This window comes from Solibacillus sp. (assembly GCF_040273735.1).
GTDB lineage: Bacteria > Bacillota > Bacilli > Bacillales_A > Planococcaceae > Solibacillus.
The window spans coordinates 343,045-360,930 of record NZ_JBELZM010000002.1 but is presented as its reverse complement, the minus strand read 5'-3'; the positions used below and the strand labels follow the sequence as shown (position 1 = coordinate 360,930).

General features: G+C 39.2%; 16 protein-coding genes. 2 read left to right on the top strand and 14 right to left on the bottom strand.

Annotated elements, in window-relative coordinates; translation table 11 throughout:
* Window positions 1–13: 13 nt before the first annotated feature.
* Genes ABS917_RS03945 through ABS917_RS03930 form a run of 4 tightly spaced genes read right to left on the bottom strand, consistent with a single transcriptional unit; the run spans window position 14 to window position 4,587 of the window.
* On the bottom strand, window positions 14–997 hold the full coding sequence (locus tag ABS917_RS03945; RefSeq protein WP_339171688.1) for an alpha-ketoacid dehydrogenase subunit beta: 984 nt from the start codon (window positions 995–997) through the stop codon (window positions 14–16).
* Window positions 997–2,007 (bottom strand): thiamine pyrophosphate-dependent dehydrogenase E1 component subunit alpha, encoded by a 1,011-nt coding sequence (locus ABS917_RS03940; RefSeq protein WP_350477766.1) that lies wholly within the window; start codon window positions 2,005–2,007, stop codon window positions 997–999. The genes ABS917_RS03945 and ABS917_RS03940 overlap by 1 nt, the downstream gene beginning before the upstream one ends.
* Before the next feature lie 20 nt (window positions 2,008–2,027).
* Window positions 2,028–3,437, bottom strand: coding sequence for a dihydrolipoyl dehydrogenase (gene lpdA / locus ABS917_RS03935; protein WP_350477765.1), 1,410 nt, complete (start codon window positions 3,435–3,437; stop codon window positions 2,028–2,030).
* 55 nt (window positions 3,438–3,492) lie between these two features.
* Window positions 3,493–4,587 (bottom strand): Leu/Phe/Val dehydrogenase, encoded by a 1,095-nt coding sequence (locus tag ABS917_RS03930; RefSeq protein ID WP_350477764.1) that lies wholly within the window; start codon window positions 4,585–4,587, stop codon window positions 3,493–3,495.
* A gap of 402 nt (window positions 4,588–4,989) precedes the next feature.
* Between ABS917_RS03930 and ABS917_RS03925 the strand changes: the two genes are divergently transcribed.
* Complete coding sequence (locus ABS917_RS03925) at window positions 4,990–5,223, top strand: DUF2627 domain-containing protein (protein ID WP_008404214.1); 234 nt, start codon at window positions 4,990–4,992, stop codon at window positions 5,221–5,223.
* A 155-nt stretch (window positions 5,224–5,378) separates the two neighbouring features.
* Here ABS917_RS03925 and ABS917_RS03920 read toward each other — a convergent pair whose 3' ends face one another.
* From ABS917_RS03920 to ABS917_RS03910, 3 genes are all read right to left on the bottom strand, one after another.
* On the bottom strand, window positions 5,379–6,104 hold the full coding sequence (locus tag ABS917_RS03920; protein WP_350477763.1) for a glycerophosphodiester phosphodiesterase: 726 nt from the start codon (window positions 6,102–6,104) through the stop codon (window positions 5,379–5,381).
* Complete coding sequence (locus tag ABS917_RS03915; protein ID WP_350477762.1) at window positions 6,104–7,675, bottom strand: flagellar assembly protein A; 1,572 nt, start codon at window positions 7,673–7,675, stop codon at window positions 6,104–6,106. Before ABS917_RS03915 ends, ABS917_RS03920 begins: the two co-directional genes overlap by 1 nt.
* A 148-nt stretch (window positions 7,676–7,823) precedes the next feature.
* Complete coding sequence (locus ABS917_RS03910) at window positions 7,824–8,258, bottom strand: hypothetical protein (protein ID WP_350477761.1); 435 nt, start codon at window positions 8,256–8,258, stop codon at window positions 7,824–7,826.
* A 356-nt stretch (window positions 8,259–8,614) separates the two neighbouring features.
* On the opposite strand from ABS917_RS03910, the gene ABS917_RS03905 reads away from it, so the two are divergent.
* Window positions 8,615–9,088, top strand: a complete 474-nt coding sequence (locus tag ABS917_RS03905; protein WP_350477760.1) for a DNA polymerase III subunit alpha — start codon at window positions 8,615–8,617, stop codon at window positions 9,086–9,088.
* Between the two features lie 1,118 nt (window positions 9,089–10,206).
* Here ABS917_RS03905 and ABS917_RS03900 read toward each other — a convergent pair.
* The 7 genes from ABS917_RS03900 to dxs form a co-directional block, all read right to left on the bottom strand.
* Entirely contained in the window at window positions 10,207–10,329 is a 123-nt protein-coding gene (locus ABS917_RS03900) for a hypothetical protein (protein ID WP_350477759.1), read from the bottom strand.
* A 139-nt stretch (window positions 10,330–10,468) separates the two neighbouring features.
* Window positions 10,469–11,260: a sporulation transcription factor Spo0A gene (spo0A, locus tag ABS917_RS03895; protein ID WP_350477758.1), complete on the bottom strand. Its 792-nt coding sequence runs from the start codon at window positions 11,258–11,260 to the stop codon at window positions 10,469–10,471.
* A gap of 347 nt (window positions 11,261–11,607) precedes the next feature.
* A complete protein-coding gene (locus ABS917_RS03890) occupies window positions 11,608–12,534 on the bottom strand; it encodes a SpoIVB peptidase S55 domain-containing protein (protein WP_350477757.1) in 927 nt (308 codons plus the stop codon).
* A gap of 190 nt (window positions 12,535–12,724) precedes the next feature.
* Window positions 12,725–14,416 (bottom strand): DNA repair protein RecN, encoded by a 1,692-nt coding sequence (recN, locus tag ABS917_RS03885; RefSeq protein ID WP_350477756.1) that lies wholly within the window; start codon window positions 14,414–14,416, stop codon window positions 12,725–12,727.
* 16 nt (window positions 14,417–14,432) lie between these two features.
* Window positions 14,433–14,882: a transcriptional regulator AhrC/ArgR gene (ahrC, locus tag ABS917_RS03880; RefSeq protein WP_079527588.1), complete on the bottom strand. Its 450-nt coding sequence runs from the start codon at window positions 14,880–14,882 to the stop codon at window positions 14,433–14,435.
* 276 nt (window positions 14,883–15,158) lie between these two features.
* A complete protein-coding gene (locus ABS917_RS03875; protein WP_350477755.1) occupies window positions 15,159–15,977 on the bottom strand; it encodes a TlyA family RNA methyltransferase in 819 nt (272 codons plus the stop codon).
* Window positions 15,978–15,980: 3 nt separating this feature from the next.
* On the bottom strand, window positions 15,981–17,879 hold the full coding sequence (dxs, locus tag ABS917_RS03870) for a 1-deoxy-D-xylulose-5-phosphate synthase (RefSeq protein ID WP_350477754.1): 1,899 nt from the start codon (window positions 17,877–17,879) through the stop codon (window positions 15,981–15,983).
* Between the last annotated feature and the right edge of the window lie 7 nt (window positions 17,880–17,886).

Genomic DNA, 17,886 nt, shown 5'->3' with positions numbered 1-17,886 from the left:
CCAATTCTATCAACTAGAATTCAGCGAGTTCGCGAATTGCTTTTTCTACTTTGTCAGGATTAATCATGAAGAACTTTTCCATTGTTGGTGCGTATGGCATTGCAGGTACATCCGGTCCTGCGAGACGCTTGATTGGTGCATCCAGTTCAAATAGGCAATGTTCTGCAATGATGGCCGCCACTTCACTCATAATGCTGCCTTCTTTATTGTCCTCTGTGATAAGAAGGATTTTCCCTGTTTTTCTTGCCGCTTCGATAATGGCTTCTTGATCTAACGGGTAAACGGTACGCAAATCTAAAATATGCGTTTCGATACCGTCTTTTGCCAGGCGTTCTGCTGCCTGCAATGCAAAATGTACTGCCAGGCCGTAGGTAATGACTGTTACATCATCGCCTTCACGCTTCACATCGGCTTTTCCGATCGGTAATGTATAATCATCTGTCGGCACTTCACCTTTAATAAGGCGGTATGCACGTTTATGTTCGAAAAACAGTACCGGATCCGGATCGCGAATGGCTGCCTTCAACAGTCCTTTTGCATCATATGGTGTTGACGGAATGACAATCTTCAATCCAGGAGTTCCTGCAAACATCGCTTCAACCGATTGCGAGTGATAAAGGGCACCATGAATTCCCCCACCAAATGGCGCACGCACAACTAACGGACAGCTCCAGTCATTGTTTGAGCGGTAACGAATTTTTGCCGCTTCCGAAACAATCTGGTTTACAGCAGGCATGATAAAGTCCGCAAACTGCATTTCAGCAATCGGACGCATGCCGTACATCGCTGCACCGATTGCAACACCGGCAATCGCACTTTCCGCTAACGGTGTATCCAGTACACGCGCTTCGCCGAACTGGTCATACAGGCCTGTTGTCGCTTTGAATACGCCGCCTTTTAACCCAACATCTTCACCTAATACGAAGACGCGGTCATCTCGCTCCATTTCTTCTTTCATCGCTAAGTTAATGGCATCAATATAAGAAATTACCGGCATTACGCATCTTCTCCTTCCGCATACACAAAACGCAATGCATGTTCTGGCGAGGCATAGGCTGCATTTTCTGCATAATCTGTCGCTTCATTGACAGTATCCATAATTTTTTTGTTCATTTGTTCCAATAGCGTATCGTCCGCTATACCGTTGTCTTTTAAGTATGTTTCAAATAAAATAATCGGGTCTTTTGCTTTTCCTTCTGCAATATCCTCAGCTGTACGATATTGACGATCATCATCATCCGAAGAATGGGCTGTCAGTCGGAACGAAACCGTTTCGATCAATGAAGGCCCTTCACCGCGACGTGCACGATCAGCCGCTTCTTTCACCACTTTGTACACTTCCAACGGATTTTTACCGTCTACCGTTACACCAGGCATCCCGTAGCCGATCGCACGGTCTGATACTTGTGCACAGCCCAGTTGACGCTCAACCGGAACAGAAATTGCATATTGGTTGTTTTCTACCATGATAATAACCGGCAATTTGTGCACTCCCGCAAAGTTTGCTCCTTCATGGAAGTCTCCTTGGTTTGACGATCCCTCACCGAGTGTTACAAATGTGATAAAGTCCTTTTGCTGCATTTTCCCTGCAAGTGCAACACCGACCGCGTGTGGTACTTGTGTCGTTACAGGAGAAGAACCCGTAAGTATACGATTTTTCTTTTGCCCGAAATGCCCCGGCATTTGACGCCCGCCAGAGTTCGGATCTTCCGCTTTCGCAAATGCCGAAAGCATTAAATCTTTTGCCGTCATCCCAAAATGAAGGACAACCCCCATATCACGATAGTACGGCGCAATATAATCCTTTGTATGATCAAGGGCAAAGGCAGCACCTACTTGAGCTGCCTCTTGTCCTTGGCATGAAATAACAAATGGTATTTTGCCTGCACGGTTTAGCAGCCACATCCGCTCATCAATACGTCGTGCCATCAGCATTGTTTCGTACATTTTCAGTACATCTTCATCCGTCAATCCCAATTGTTCATGTGTAATATTAGTGTCCGTCATAAAATACCCCCTTGTCACTATTAAAAATGAATCGCTTTGCCTTCAATCGCCAGCGCGGCTTCCCCAATAATTTCGCTTAAGGAAGGATGCAAATGCACCATCTGTCCAACTTCCCATGGTGAGGCATTTAAGAACAAGCCAAGTGCAGCTTCGGAAATTAAATCCGTTGCATGCGGTCCGATTAAATGGACGCCGACAACATCATTCGAATTTTCATCCGCAACTACTTTCACAAAGCCTGCTGTTTCACCATAAACAATCGCTTTACCGATCGCTTTAAACGGGAATGTTGTTGTCACAACTTTATAGCCGTTGTTTTTCGCTTGCTCTTCTGTAAGGCCGACACTTGCGACTTCCGGATTACTGTAGACGCCTCGTGCAATATTTGCATAATGCAGTGGAATCGAATTCTGTCCCGCAATATGTTCGACAGCACGAACTCCTTCATGTGAAGCAACATGTGCCAACTGCATTCCACCGATAACATCTCCTATAGCATATATATGACGTTCTTTCGTCTGGAAATGTTCGTTTACTGAAATATATCCATTATCCAGTTCGATTTCCGTGTTTTCCAAACCAATATTTGAAGTGTTCGCTAACCTTCCAACTGAAAGTAAAAGTACTTCCGCTGAAATGGTTTCATCATTCACTTGAATTGATACATCTTCCTTCGTATCAATTGCCGAAGGATCGAGTTTGACATTGAAATGAACGTTTACCCCGCGCTTCTTCAAAGATTTCAGCATCTCTGCGGAAATTGCTGCATCTTCAGTCGGCAGTAGACGATCACCAAGCTCGATAATCGTGACCTCGACATCGAAATCAGTGAGCATTGACGCCCATTCGACACCGATTACGCCACCACCGATAATAATGGCTGACTTCGGAAGCTTTTCAATTGTCAGGAACTCATCTGATGTGAAAATCTTTTTTCCGTCAACTTTCAATCCGTCCAATGTTCTAGGGCGAGAACCAGTCGCAATGATCACGTTTTGCGGCACAAGCATCTCATTTTCTGTACCATCATTCATTTCCACTGAAATCGTACCTGGCATCGGCGAGAAAATAGATGGTCCTAAAATGCGTCCAAAACCGTCATACACATCGATCTTTCCTTTTTTCATCAAGTGCTGGACACCTTTGTAAAGTTTATCTACAACGGTAGCCTTTCGTTGTTGGACACGTTCAAAGTCGATTTTGACGTCATTTACTTCCACTCCAAAATCGAGTGCCTTTTTGGATTGCACATATACTTCCGCACTTCGGAGCAATGCTTTTGTCGGGATACAGCCCGCATGCAGACATGTACCCCCCATTTTATTTTTTTCGACGATTGCCGTTTTCAATCCGAGCTGTGACGCACGGATCGCGGCTACATAACCGCCTGTGCCTCCGCCTAAAATAACGACATCATAATCTTTCGCCATAACCGACACCCCTTTTTCCAGTTACAAAATCAAGTTCTTCTTTCGTAATCGCATATTAGCGACCGTTTAAAATATTTTTTTCGTTTTGAAGGAACTGACTGCGGGATTTCGCCACACGAGCAATACGCTCTTCTGCTAAACGGTTTGCAGCTAAATAAGTTGGAATATCTTCATCTTTTGAAATTGCAAAAATCTTTTCCAAGCTTGTGTAGATCGTTTCAACACGCTTCATTGCACGCTCGCGATTATAGCCGTATAACTCGTCTGCTACGTTAATAACACCGCCTGCATTAATCACATAATCCGGTGCATAAACAATCCCTAAATCATGCAAAACTTTACCATGTCTTGATTCTGCCAGCTGATTGTTTGCAGATCCAGCGATAACCTTCGCTTTGAACGTCGGAATCGTCTGATCATTTACAATTGCGCCAAGAGCACACGGTGAGAAAATATCCACATCTTGTGCGTAAATCTCATCAGGTGCTACTGCTACCGCGGCAAAGTCTGCAACGACACGGTCGATTGCTTGCTGATTAATGTCAGTTACGATTAGTTTCGCTCCTTCATTATACAAGTATTCACATAATGTGTACGCAACATTCCCAAGACCTTGAACTGCCACTTTACGACCTGCCAGCGAGTCATCTCCAAACGCTTCTTTCGCTGCTGCCTTCATTCCTAAATATACACCATACGCTGTAATTGGCGATGGATTGCCAGAGCTGCCGAATGCCGGTGAAATACCTGTTACATAATTTGTTTCTTCATGGATTAAATCCATATCTGCAACTGTTGTACCTACATCTTCTGCCGTTATATATCGACCATTCAGACCTTGAATGAAACGTCCTAATGCACGGAACATTTCTTCATTTTTATCCTTGAATGGATCTCCAATAATAACTGTTTTACCGCCACCTAAATTTAAGCCTGCCGCCGCATTTTTATAAGTCATACCGCGTGCAAGACGAAGTGCATCTTCAATAGCTGCTTCCTCCGAGGCATATGTCCACATGCGCGAACCCCCAAGAGCTGGACCCAATGTTGTATCATGAATAGCAATGACCGCTTTTAACCCCGATGCCTCATCTTGGCAAAAGACTACTTGTTCAAAATCATATTTCTGCATGTACTTGAAAATTTCCATAATACTATACCCCTCCACTCAAGAAAGCGCTTACTTTCTCGTATATTATTATTTTCTGTTAATTAAAGATAATAAATACTTAAAATGGTATAACTTTATTATCGTTATTTTTACAATACTTATAAATCTAAAAGGATGCAACTAGAAATCTCTAATTTAATTTAAATTAGAATATTCGGACAATTTACATCTAAAATTACACTTGAAAATAGCACGAAAACACTTTCGAAATTACTATTTTAGTATAGTAATTTCAGTTTTGTTTGGCTATACCCATATTTCCATTCTATGAATCTATACCCGATTATTGACTTTCTCTACCTGCATTGTAAAATTAAGTGATAGTAAAATAATCTCAGACATTGTTTCTTTTACTGTTTTTTGTCTGGAGGAGGTTTGTAAATGGCACGTATGGCTGCATTTATCGTACTGGTCATTCCTGCAATTTTAATGGCTGCCGGGATAAAGTTTATGAGAGATACATTATTCGGTATTTTAATTTCACCATTTCCTTGGATTTGGTTACAATTCATCGTCGGTGCCATATTTTTTGCCGTTTCATTTTTATTTTTTGCAGGGTTTTTACTGCACCGGGATCGCAAGCGCGGTAAAGTATCGGAGCGCTGGCAGAAATAAAGACAAAAAAATCAAATTTCCCTTTATAGGGAAATTTGATTTTTTGGCATATTCAGTTAATTATTCATTTAATAAAAGTAATGTTATAGCGTCATTCCACAAAATTATTAAGGTAAAAGTAAATAGGGAGTGACTTCCATCCTCCATTAAAATAATTAAACTTGTCGATTTATCTGGGCTTCCTGAACTAAATGCGGAAAATCCGTAATCCACCCTTTTACAATGGAATGGGGATTTTTTAAGAAAGATTCATTTCCCTGGATTGCGTAAAAACGCATGCTGATATTGGCCGCTTTACAAGCCTCTAAATATTGCCCTTTATAGTAACGTTTATGTGCATGTATCGCATCGAAAAAATTTTGTTCCGCTAATGTGGCCCAATAGAATTTCCTTGTAATAATGTACCCTGTCTCGATGTCCGGGCGAATCTCTTTCACAAGTTTTAGCAGAGAATCATGGAATGACGAAAAATGGCTATTTTCAGGTAAGCTAATCGTTTGCAGTAATTCCTTCAGAACATGTTCGTTCGTTATTAACGACTCTTTAAGCTCTACATTCAACGCAATTTTTTCAGCATTCGCCCACTCGAGTACGTCGGCAAAGGCAATCATCCGATCACGTCGAAACAGCCGTTTAAACCGCGGACCTAATTTATAGTGAATAAGCTCATCATAAGAGCACTGATTAACCATTTTGTTAATACCGGCAAGTCTCTTTAAGTCATTGTCATGAAATACCACTAATATACCATCATTTGAAACTTGGAGATCCAGTTCAATGCCATCTGCCCCTAGTTCTTTCGCTTTTTTAAAGGCAGCAAACGTATTTTCTAAGTGAAAGCTTGATGCCCCTCGGTGGGCAAAAATGGGTATGTTATTCATTATACATTCAACTCTCCATTTTCTATTAAAAATCGTCCATTTGTTATAGACGTCAAAACAGTGGACTTTTTGCCAATCTGTATATATGTACCAGGATATGCTTCTTTCGTCACATGAATCTCTGCTTTACTAACTTTGCGCAAATCATTCATTAATTGTTTAATTTCCCGATCTAAATTTTGCGCAGTTTCTTTATTGGAAGCGAGCTTTTGTTTTGTTAGCTCCAGTGCCGCCAATTGTCGTTGTGTTAACGTATGTATAACAGGAAGGATGCGTTCTATTTGTGTCTCAAACTGTAATATATCTTCCTGCGTTGATTTTAGCATTGATGCCTTGTGTTGGATGTCCTCAAGACTTTGTGCTTTATTTATGCTATTAATAATTAATTCAGTCGGTCTTTCCAATCGGTTCCCTGTAAAAGCCGAAACGATTGTACTTTTTGCGATTGCAGTTCCACCAATGATTTTCCCTTTACGCTCATCAACTAAAATGGAATGTGCGGATAAATTCGAACCCAATGAATAAAATCCAATATTCAGATTTTGACCTGCGACTAAATGGGCGTCATTTACATGTTTAACGAATATATCACCGGCAGCTTCTACTAGTGTTTCGCTTAACCCGAATATGCCTCCTCGAATAAAAATATCTCCGTAAAGGGACTTAATCAGTTTTGCTCCGGATACACCTTCCGGATGTTCGATTGAAATGTCACCATTTGCAACAACGGAAAAGCCTGGCTGGACTGTTCCTTTGATCGAGACAGACCCATTAAATTCAATATTCCCGGTTTCAATGCCGACATCACCGACAATTGGTAAATGCTGATTGACTCTCACCATTCCTTGGTGTTCTTCAACTACCCCGCTAATTTTCGACCGAAGTATCGTTTTTCCTTCCTCTTCAACTTCATATGCTGATTTCTGGTCATATTTCAACGGCAAATCTTTCCCCAGAGGTGCAGGAATCGATTCCCCATAAATATTTGTTCCCGGAATACCTGGCTGTGCAAGAATTTTCTCACCAAGCCATGCGCCTTCTTCAATTTCATAAATGAAGTTCATATCATAATAATCCGCTTTGCCATCTTCTCTTATAACCGGTTTTCGCTCAGGTAATTCTAAATAGGTAATTTGTGCATCTGCCCCTTTGACAGGTGGAGTTCCTTGCGCAATCAATGTAGCCTTCGCAGTGACAATAGATTCCCATTTCACATTTAAAATCCCGTGCGTTATGTTATCTTCAGCTAGAAGCTTCTGAACCTTATTTTGTATGGATTGCACATTCCCTTTAATATATTCCGCCGTTTCATATACAAAAAGCGAAGCCGACATTTTATCTCGGGAAACTTCGATTACAATCGATGGAAGCCATATACCGATTTCAACGGGGGTGTCAGTCACTTCATTTAGTCCCTCTTTTAATAATGCAAAATTCGTTAATTTAATACGAGGATTTTGGCGCACAATCGTTTCGAAGTCTTTTAGCATAAAACCTGGCTGTCGTGTTTGTATATATACTTTCCTATCATTTTTTATTATCTCAAAAAAGTGATTTTCATGAATAATCATGCCATTCCACCTCCTCATACATTACAGTATATACATAATTCCGATAATTGTTTAGTTAAAAATTGGATTGTAAGGAGGTTTTTTAGCATGTCCACTAATTAGTCGTAAAGTATCTATTTCATAAGTTAGAAACATCTATAATATTTTATTATAGTGAATGTTGGAATTGGAGTAGATTATGATACATATCTGACAGGTCTTTTAAATATTTTTCATCCTGTGTTTCAATAGCCCTAAGCGTTCGATTAATCATTAGTATATCTAGTTCAATTGAATTGGTTAAGTTTTGATGGTTTATATTATTTTCTATAATCTCGTTTCTTAAAGTGCCCAGTTCACTTAAATAATTTTCAAGCTCCATTTCCATCGTTTGAAGCTGTGTGTTACTTAATGTACCAAGCAGCAATATATCGTTATAGCACGTCTCACGTTGAACATGTAGTTCTTCCTTATATTTTTTTACAACCTCATCCGGAGAAATGGCCGTTGTCGTAGGAGATGCATCAAAATCTTGCGGAAATCTAACAAGCAGAAAAAACATTAGGACGCCGAGAAGTATCAATACGTATTTCCATCGTTTCATTTATCATCGCTCCTTATTGTTGTCCCCCTATTCTACTGCGAAATTATATTAATAATGTGAAATTAATATTAAAATCCTATGACAACAAAAAAAGTGTCCAGCATCGGCTAGACACAAAAAGAATAATACGTTTTCAAACATATTATCCAAAGAAAGGAGGTAAAAACGAAGACGAATAATTTCTTAGCCTTACTATTTAATTCTACCCGTTGTAATTTTTTGTTAAACGTTAATTACAAATTTCTTTATTCGCGTAACATGATGTACATCAATTATAGTTTCACAAAGTCTAAAAAACCTCTTTTTAGGTTAAAATGCTCATAAATTACCAATGAATGTAAAAGGATGGTTATGAAATGAGTGTTATTGTACTTGATAACAAACGGCTTTTTCTAAAAAGGATTAAAAATTATGAGTTGAATACTGAAGAGATTTATTATAGAAATGATAAAGCAGAGGAAAGATTTCTTTTCCTGTTACTTATGAATGAGGATGAACTATGGAGTGAGTATAAGTTCGAATATTTATATATCAAGATGTTTGATGGCAGTGAATATAAGTATTTCTCTGATAAAAAATTATATAACATTTTGAACGAAATGAATAATTACTTTAAAGATGCCGGTATTAGTGAGATAGAAGACTGCTCTTATGATAGTTCGGAAGACTGTTATTTTGTAAGTGAAGATTTAAAAGAACTACTAGATAATGATGAGCATCTAGCTCAAGCAGTTGATAGTTATGTAATAATCAAGGATACGTTCATATTCGTTGATGAAGACATTTCCATTATAGCAAATAGAATGGATAATTCCTTTGGAACGGTATAAAAAAATCGAATATCATAATGACATAAAAAAGCCTTCTTAAACTGTCGAAAGAAACTGTTTAAGAAGGCTAATTAATAAAGTAATATTCTCGTAATAAAAAATTAGATTCCGTGGTAAAACGCACTTAAACTAATATTTAACTCACTACCATTTCAATACGGGATCTTATCCACGATCATTGCGATAAACTCTGAGTTACTCGGTTTTGATTTCTTATGGTGCACTGGTTCCACCATTTTATACATGAGCTAAATTAAGGCGATGCGAGATGGTTAACTACTTGCATAGTTAAATTTCACTGCGCATTAATAAGATTTATAGTGTAAATGTATCCGCGATGTGGTAATGTTAACCAAACTAAATGAGGTGCTAACTTGGATGAGCTTGAGAGAAGGAAATGTTTAGACGATATACGGCTCCATAAAGTACGCACTAAAAAATTACGGATATTAATCGCTAATACCGATAATATCGACGTTAAAAAACTGCTAACCAAAGGATTGATTTGGCATATCAAGTGCAAACGGGCATTAAAACTAATGCTAATCGATTATACTGAGGAGGATTAATCGGATAGTTTTGAAGAATTGTAGCGAAATATATAGAGGCTGCGGAGTTTTATGGAATGGTGCGTCCTGTATAAACCTCAAGAGTTGATGTGTTTTAAATTTGATGCTTACAATTTACTGACTACAGACGGCGCAGTTTAGCGTAGTGCCGTTGGGGGGGCAACGGATTTAGCGGAGCTACTTAGAAACCAACATCCCGACTATGAAGACTTAAAGAACGTTCTACACACTTCCTAAACGATGTTTTAAGCAACGATTGGTCAGAAATACAAATTGACTATCTATATAACCATTTTTTTATTCTTTAACAAATTTTTATGTAGTTTGCTTGTTATATAGATCCGACAAAAACGCCTTAATGTTACGGAAATAATTTGCTAAGGTCGTTTTGCTTACTGCCTTACTGTAATCTCCTCTACGCTTAGGATAATTAACAGGATTTTCCTCAGCGCTTACCTCGAACTTGCCTCTTCACTCAATTGAACGGATATAAGCTCGCACATGCTCCGTTGTCATTTCCAAAACTTCGTCAATATTAAATGAATCCCATTAGTAACGTGCAAAAAGTTTTAACGACTGTTCATATGAACTCATCGTCTTTTTTGAGAATCCTATTGCCACTACAATCAAGCATGTACCGATCAATTCGATTAAAAACGGACTTAATTCCATAGAAAAAACGCTTCCCAAAACAGTCGTAATAAACTGTCTTAGAAGGCGCTATTGATTCCGTTATATAATCGGTATTTATATTAAGTTTACCGGTCATTCTCCGATAGCCTGTACGCTACAAAGGCAGTCATACCAACGCTTAACTCGCTACCATTTCAATACGGATCTTATCCGCAATCATTGCGATAAACTCTGAGTTAGTCGGTTTTGATTTCATATGGTGCACTGTATAGCCGAACAGCTCCGAAATGTTCTCATAGCTGCCTCGGTTCCAGGCTACTTCAATGGCATGACGAATGGCACGTTCCACACGTGACGGGGTTGTCCCGAATTTTTTCGCGATTTCCGGATATAAGATTTTCGTAACCGAGCTTAGTAACTCAATATCATTGTAAACCATCTGGATCGCTTCACGTAAATAAGCGTATCCTTTTATATGTGCAGGTACACCAATCTCTTTAATGATGCCTGTAATCGTTGTATCTAATAAGCGTGTGTCCATTTTTGCAGGAGTACTCGTTGATAAAACCGGTGTACGTTTTTCTTGTTCAATTTTCTTGCCTGCACAATGCAGAATTTTTTGAACAAGCTGTTCAAATTCAAAAGGCTTCAACATGAAGTAAGATGCACCGTAATTCACAGCCTGCTTCATTACATCTTCTTGGCCAAAAGCAGTTAGCATTATGACTTGAGTCTGTGTATGACGTTCATCGTTATACATCTCTTCCAATACAGCCAGTCCATCCAAATGCGGCATAATGATATCCAATAGCAGAACATCGATTTTATGCTCTTCCAACATTTTAATACAGATTTTTCCGTTAGAAGCTGTTGCAACAATTTCAATTTGCGGATGATTCGTAAAATACACTTCCATCATTTTAACTAATTCGCGATTATCATCAGCAATCGCAATTTTCACCTTTGACAAATAAAATCCCCCTTTTATAATTCTATCTATTATATATTCATTACAATGGCAAATTGTATGAGCTTTCTTACAAATGTACAAACTTCCTGTGTAATACAATTGTAACAAAAATGAGCGACAGTTGTCTTTCGATCTCTCTTATTTTGCATTGTCCTTTAGTGAAGTTTCGACAGAATTACTAAATTTCCTTTTCTTTCATAAAAAATAAGTAACAAGTATTATCTTTTCTCTGTTTCTCGACAAGGAAATATATGGTTCATCATTTGTCGATTTATCATTATGTACTATTGTAATGAAAAAATCAAAAAAAGACTACACTTTATTAAAAAAGTATAGTCAAAAGTATTTTAGTACGGGCTCTTTTTCAGCATTTCAATAACAAGAATACCGGCACCTTTTGTTGGTTCTTCGATAAACATATGCGTTACCGCACCAACAAACTGGTTATTCTGTATAATAGGACTTCCGCTCATCCCTTGAACAATACCGCCCGTTTTCTTTATAAGACGTTCATCGACGACGTTGAAAGTAAACGTATTATCCGTTTGTTTGTCAATTTCGATATTAAACAAATTGACTTCTTCCCCGTCGATTGCCGTTAAGATTTGTGCTTTTCCCTTTTTCAACTCATTTGCATGTATAATTTCCAGCGGCGGATGCAAACTGTCATGTAAAGATTGTTTCCAATTACCAAAAATACCGTATACATCATTGCTTATTACTGAACCAAGTGGCATTTGAGATTTATCAACAACTGAAATTTTGTAACCTGGCTGTCCAGGCGTACTTTTCTTCACTTGTGATATTGATGCTTCAAATATTGCACCATCATTGAATTTCGGAGGCTGCTTCATTGTAGAATCTACAATTTGGTGTCCAAGCGCTCCGTATTCCATCGTTTCAGGATCGATATACGTTAACGTCCCTATTCCATCTGTTTCACTTTTTAAAAATGGTTTTAAATGCACCAGTTCATGAGCTGATACGCTGATCTCTCGTTGTTGCTTTCCATTTTCAACGGTCAGTGTAAATGATTCGCCTTTGCCGGCAATGTCTTCTAACTGGCTTACTTTTTCACCATTAAGTTTTAAAATATGTTCTCCCTTTTTCAACCACTCACTATTTTCCAATAATACGTCCTGTGCAACTATTACATAAGGCATCTCCAACTGAACGCCAATTGAATGGCCCATTGGAATTAATGATTTCCCCAATACTTCTATTGGTGATAACATAAAAAGCAATGCAACGAGTATCGACCATTTTTTTATCATTCTTCACCTCCTCTATGCGCTTACTATGTGAAAATTTGACGGAGTTATGAACGGAAAAATTTTGTTGATATGAGGAAAAATTAGTATGTATTCGTTGTAATCCTTGCTGCTCCGCGACCTTGAAACTTATACGTTTTAAAAAATAAAAAACCGTCTAAAAATTTTTAAATTTTAGACGGTTTTTGTATATTTAATTCATCATTTCCTTACGTTCATTGGCCATGTGGATTAATTCTGAAGCATGTTGTAATGTCAGATCTGTGATTTCTGCCCCGCTCATCATGCGGCTGATTTCCACAATTCGTTCCTTTTCTTCCATTTCCGTAATTGAAGTAAATGTACGGTTATGCTCAACTTGCTTTTTAATGTAGTAATGATGATCAGCCATTGCGGCAACTTGCGGCAAGTGAGAAATACATAAAACTTGTGAATTAACTGAAATTGCGGCAATTTTTTCGGCAATAGCCTGAGCGACACGTCCGCTTACACCCGTATCGACTTCATCGAAAATAATTGACGTAATGCCGTTTGACGAAGAGAATATAGTTTTCAGCGCCAGCATCATACGCGAAAGTTCCCCGCCGGAAGCGACTTTAGGTAACGACTTCGGTGGTTCTCCAACATTTGTAGAAATGTAAAATGCGACAAAATCCTTGCCGTTCGCGTCCAGCTGATTCAGCGGCTCAAATTTAACGATAAACTGCGCTTTTTCCATATGAAGCATACGCAGCTCATTCATAATCGCATCACTTAGCTTGATTGCATTTTCTTTGCGAATTGTCGTCAACTCTACGGCAATTTCATTTAGTTCTGCTTCCATTTTCGCCAGCAATTGCTCATTTTTCTGCAATGTTTCATCACGGTTCATAAGCTGGCTTAACTCTTCTTCAATTTTTTCATGATACGTTAATATCTCTTCAACTGTCGTACCGTACTTACGTTTCATAGTTTGATATAAAGCAAGACGCTGCTCAACCTCATTCAACCGCTCTGCGTCATACTCTAAATCATCGAGTACATTTTTTACCTGATATGCCGCATCCTGCAATGCATAAAAACTTGAAGTGACCGCTTCTGAAGCCTCTTTGAAATTCGGATCAAGTGCCACAATGTCTTCTAGTGCATTCATCGCATTACCGATGAAATCCAGTCCTGTTCCATCATCGGAAATCGCTGAATACGCAATGTTCGCACGTTCAAATATTTTATGGAAATTCATTAAACGGAGGCGTTCTTCATCCAATGCCTCTTCTTCATCAATTTTTAAGCCGGCCTGTTCCAATTCCTGGATTTGGAATTGATATAAATCAATGCGCTGTGCCATTCGCTGCTCGTCCATACTTAGCTCGGCCACTTCTCTTTTTAATTGACGATACGCTTCATATGCTTCATCGTACTTCGCTTTCACTGGCTGAAGCATATTATGTGCATAATGATCCAGTAAATTGATATGGAATTTTTCATCCATAAGCTCCTGATTTTCATGTTGACCATGAATATCGATTAAACTGCCGCCAATATCCCGTAAAACAGATAATGGAACAAGTTTGCCGTTCACTCTGCAAACACTTTTTCCTGAATCATGCAAATCACGTCGTAAAATAATCGTATCTTCTTCAGATTCAATCCCATGTTCTTCGAGTTTCGCAAAAATCGGATGCAGACTATTATTTACATGAAATAATCCGCCCAGTTCCGCCTTTTTTTCTCCGTGGCGGATAAACTCGGTAGAGCCGCGTCCGCCAGCCAATATATTAACCGCATCAATAATGATCGACTTTCCGGCACCTGTTTCACCTGTCAAAACAGTTAAACCACCGAAAAAACTAACGGTTAAATCATCAATAATAGCAAAATTTCGAATGCTTAATTCTCTTAACAAACCATTCCACCTCGGTTTACAGCATATCTAATAAGCGATTTTTTATTTCTTCACGTTCGTCCTCTGTTCGACACATGATTAAAATCGTATCGTCTCCACAAATCGTTCCTAAAATTTCCGACCAGTCCAGATGGTCCAGCAATGATCCGATTGCATTCGCATTCCCCGGCAATGTTTTCATTACTAGAAAATGTGAAGCTCCATCAATCGAAACGAAAGCATCTGCCAACGAACGATGCAATTTCTGAATTGGGTTGAAACGTTGGTCTGCTGGTAAACTATATTTATAACGACCGTCCTGTAACGGTACTTTTACTAAATGCAATTCTTTAATATCTCGTGAAACCGTTGCTTGAGTGACGTTGTATCCGGCATTTTTCAGCTGATCGACTAAATCGTCCTGTGTCTCGATTTCGTTATTTGTAATAATATCACGGATGCGTATATGGCGCTGTCCTTTGTTCACAAAAGTCACCTCATTAAAATGTATAGGAATATATGTATATTTACACTACCATTTGCATAAAGGAAAAACAAGAAAAAACCGTACATATGTTCAAAAATCCGTTTTTTCCGACTGTTTTCTACATAAAAAGGAAAGTGATCAGCTGCAAATTTCGCATAAAATTTAATCTCTAGTTTAAAATAAAAATACATTTTTGACGCTTAATCACAGTCTGTTTCAACTAAACAAAAACAAAAGCACAAAACAAATCCTTAAGAATCTGTTTTGTGCTTTCCATTATTTCAGCTGCATATGCGCTTCTTTTACGACTTGTTCGAAGTTTGTGAAGGCATCTACCTCTTCACCATCATGCGGATTATATAGATGGAATAAAAATTCAATATTCCCTTCCCCGCCTGTAATTGGTGAAAACGAAGCATCCTTTACAACAAATCCGATTTCCGTTGCCATTTTTGCTGTTTCTTCTAAAACAGCTAAATGGACTTTTGGTTCACGGACAATCCCTTTTTTCCCTACATTTTCACGACCTGCCTCGAATTGCGGCTTTACAAGTGCCATAACATCGCCACCTTGCATTAAAACCGTTTTCAATACAGGTAGAATTAACGACAGCGAAATGAACGAAACATCGATTGTCGCGAAACTTGGTAAGCCTTCTATTAAATCTTCCGGCTTTGTGTAACGGAAATTTGTTTTTTCCATTACCGTTACACGCTCATCTGAACGGATTTTCCATGCAAGCTGGTTCGATCCGACATCCAGTGCATAGCAATGACGAGCACCGTTTTGCAGTGCACAATCCGTAAATCCGCCTGTTGAAGAACCGATATCAAGCATTAGCTTACCTTCTACAGATAGATCGAAAATTTCAAGAGCCTTTTCCAGCTTCAATCCGCCTCGTGACACATATTTTAACTGTGAGCCTTTTACTTGCAGCGGTGCATCGATTTCGATTTTTTCCCCTGCTTTATCAATGCGGATTTCGTTTGAGAACACGAGACCAGCCATAATCGAGCGCTTTGCCTTTTCACGCGTCTCACATAAGCCGCGTTCAACAAGCATTACATCTACTCGTTCTTTTTTTTGCTTTGTCATTCTTTAATTAACCCTATCCGACTGTTTATTCGGTACAAGCTGTGTAATACGTTTTACCGCTTCTTCAGCTGTCACGTTTATTTCTTCTAATAATAAATCAACTTCACCATGCTCGATAAATTCATCCGGAATCCCGATACGTTCAATTTGAACATTGCGGTACTTCTTATCAAATGCAAATTCCAGCACTGCACTACCAAACCCGCCTTGCAGCAATGATTCTTCAATTGTTAAAATAGGCAAGTTTTCCTGCATAATTCCATGCAGCATCACTTCATCCATCGGTTTAATGAAACGTGCATTAACAACACGTACATCAATACCTTGGTATGCCAACTGTTCCGCTGCCTTCAGAGCCATTGGGATCGTTGTACCGAATGTCAGAATAACTGCATCCGAGCCTTCGCGTAACACTTCCCATGAACCGATCGGCAATGCTTTCATTTCCGCATCCATCTCAACACCTAAGCCATTGCCACGCGGGTAACGAAGCGCGATTGGACCATCATTATAATCAATTGCTGTTTTCACCATATGCTGACCTTCATTTTCATCTTTAGGCATCATCAGGACGATATTCGGGATATGACGTAAAAACGAAATATCAAATACGCCTTGATGTGTTTCGCCGTCCGCGCCAACAAGGCCTGCACGGTCAATACCTATGAAAACATTCAGATTCGGGCGTGCAATATCATGCAGCACCTGGTCATAAGCACGCTGTAAAAACGTCGAATAAATTGATAAAAACGGTTTCATTTGCTGTGTTGCAAGCCCTGCCGCCATTGTTGTTGCATGCTGTTCGGCAATCCCTACATCGAAGAAGCGATTCGGGAAATCTTTTTGAATGCCTTCAAGCTTTGAACCGACAGGCATTGCCGGTGTAATCGTTACAATCCGGTTATCTTCCTTCATACATTTACGAACCGATTCTGCGACTAAGCTGCTCCACGCCGGACCTTTTGTTGAAGATTTTACGAAAGCACCTGTTTCCATTTTATATGGACCCGTACCATGCCAAGTGCCGATTGTATCGTCTTCGGCAGGTTTATAGCCTTTACCTTTTTTCGTAAGTACATGAACAAGCACAGGACCTTGCACTTTTTTCGCATATTCCAATGTTTTTTCCAGTGCTTCAAAATCATGCCCGTCAATCGGACCTAAATATTTGAATCCTAATTCCTCAAAGAATACACCTGATACAACTAAATACTTTAGGCTGTCTTTCACACGTTCAGCAGTAGCGGCCAGCTTGTCGCCAACCATTGGAATTTTGTGAATTAATGATTCCAAATCTTCTTTTGCACGTGAATATTCCTTTGCCGTACGCAGACGCCCTAAAACGTCATGCAATGCCCCAACGTTCGGTGCTATCGACATTTCGTTATCATTTAAAATAACGATCATATTCGTTTTTTCATGACCAATATGGTTCAATGCTTCCAGTGCCATACCGCCTGTCAGTGCACCATCACCGATAATCGGAACAACAAAGTTTTTGTCCCCTTTAATATCTCTCGCCGCAGCCATACCCATCGCTGCAGATAAAGATGTGGAACTATGCCCTGTTTCCCACATATCGTGTTCACTTTCGACAAGCTTCGGGAAACCGCATAGTCCTTTAAATTGACGTAATGTGTCAAATTGACTTGCCCGGCCTGTTAAAATTTTGTGGACATATGCTTGATGCCCGACATCCCATAAAAATTTATCCTTTGGACTGTTAAAAGCTTTATGCAGTGCAATCGTCAGCTCAACGACACCTAAATTCGGGCCAATATGACCACCCGTAATTGAACATTTTTCGATCAGAAAAGCGCGAATTTCTCCAGCCAGCGCTTCTAGTTGCTTTTTATTCAAGTCTTTCAAAAAGGATGGACTAGAAATTTTCGTTAAATCCATCTCATCC

Bases quoted from the DNA above. Each gene is read 5' to 3' on its own strand.
- ABS917_RS03875 (WP_350477755.1), bottom strand. From the start codon at position 15,977: ATGACAAAGCAAAAAAAAGAACGAGTAGATGTAATGCTTGTTGAACGC.
- ABS917_RS03915 (WP_350477762.1), bottom strand. From the start codon at position 7,675: ATGATTATTCATGAAAATCACTTTTTTGAGATAATAAAAAATGATAGG.
- lpdA (WP_350477765.1), bottom strand. From the start codon at position 3,437: ATGGCGAAAGATTATGATGTCGTTATTTTAGGCGGAGGCACAGGCGGT.
- dxs (WP_350477754.1), bottom strand. From the start codon at position 17,879: ATGGATTTAACGAAAATTTCTAGTCCATCCTTTTTGAAAGACTTGAAT.
- ABS917_RS03940 (WP_350477766.1), bottom strand. From the start codon at position 2,007: ATGACGGACACTAATATTACACATGAACAATTGGGATTGACGGATGAA.
- ABS917_RS03890 (WP_350477757.1), bottom strand. From the start codon at position 12,534: ATGATAAAAAAATGGTCGATACTCGTTGCATTGCTTTTTATGTTATCA.
- ABS917_RS03910 (WP_350477761.1), bottom strand. From the start codon at position 8,258: ATGAAACGATGGAAATACGTATTGATACTTCTCGGCGTCCTAATGTTT.
- ABS917_RS03925 (WP_008404214.1), top strand. From the start codon at position 4,990: ATGGCACGTATGGCTGCATTTATCGTACTGGTCATTCCTGCAATTTTA.
- ABS917_RS03900 (WP_350477759.1), bottom strand. From the start codon at position 10,329: ATGGAATTAAGTCCGTTTTTAATCGAATTGATCGGTACATGCTTGATT.
- ABS917_RS03945 (WP_339171688.1), bottom strand. From the start codon at position 997: ATGCCGGTAATTTCTTATATTGATGCCATTAACTTAGCGATGAAAGAA.
- ABS917_RS03920 (WP_350477763.1), bottom strand. From the start codon at position 6,104: ATGAATAACATACCCATTTTTGCCCACCGAGGGGCATCAAGCTTTCAC.
- ABS917_RS03930 (WP_350477764.1), bottom strand. From the start codon at position 4,587: ATGGAAATTTTCAAGTACATGCAGAAATATGATTTTGAACAAGTAGTC.
- ABS917_RS03905 (WP_350477760.1), top strand. From the start codon at position 8,615: ATGAGTGTTATTGTACTTGATAACAAACGGCTTTTTCTAAAAAGGATT.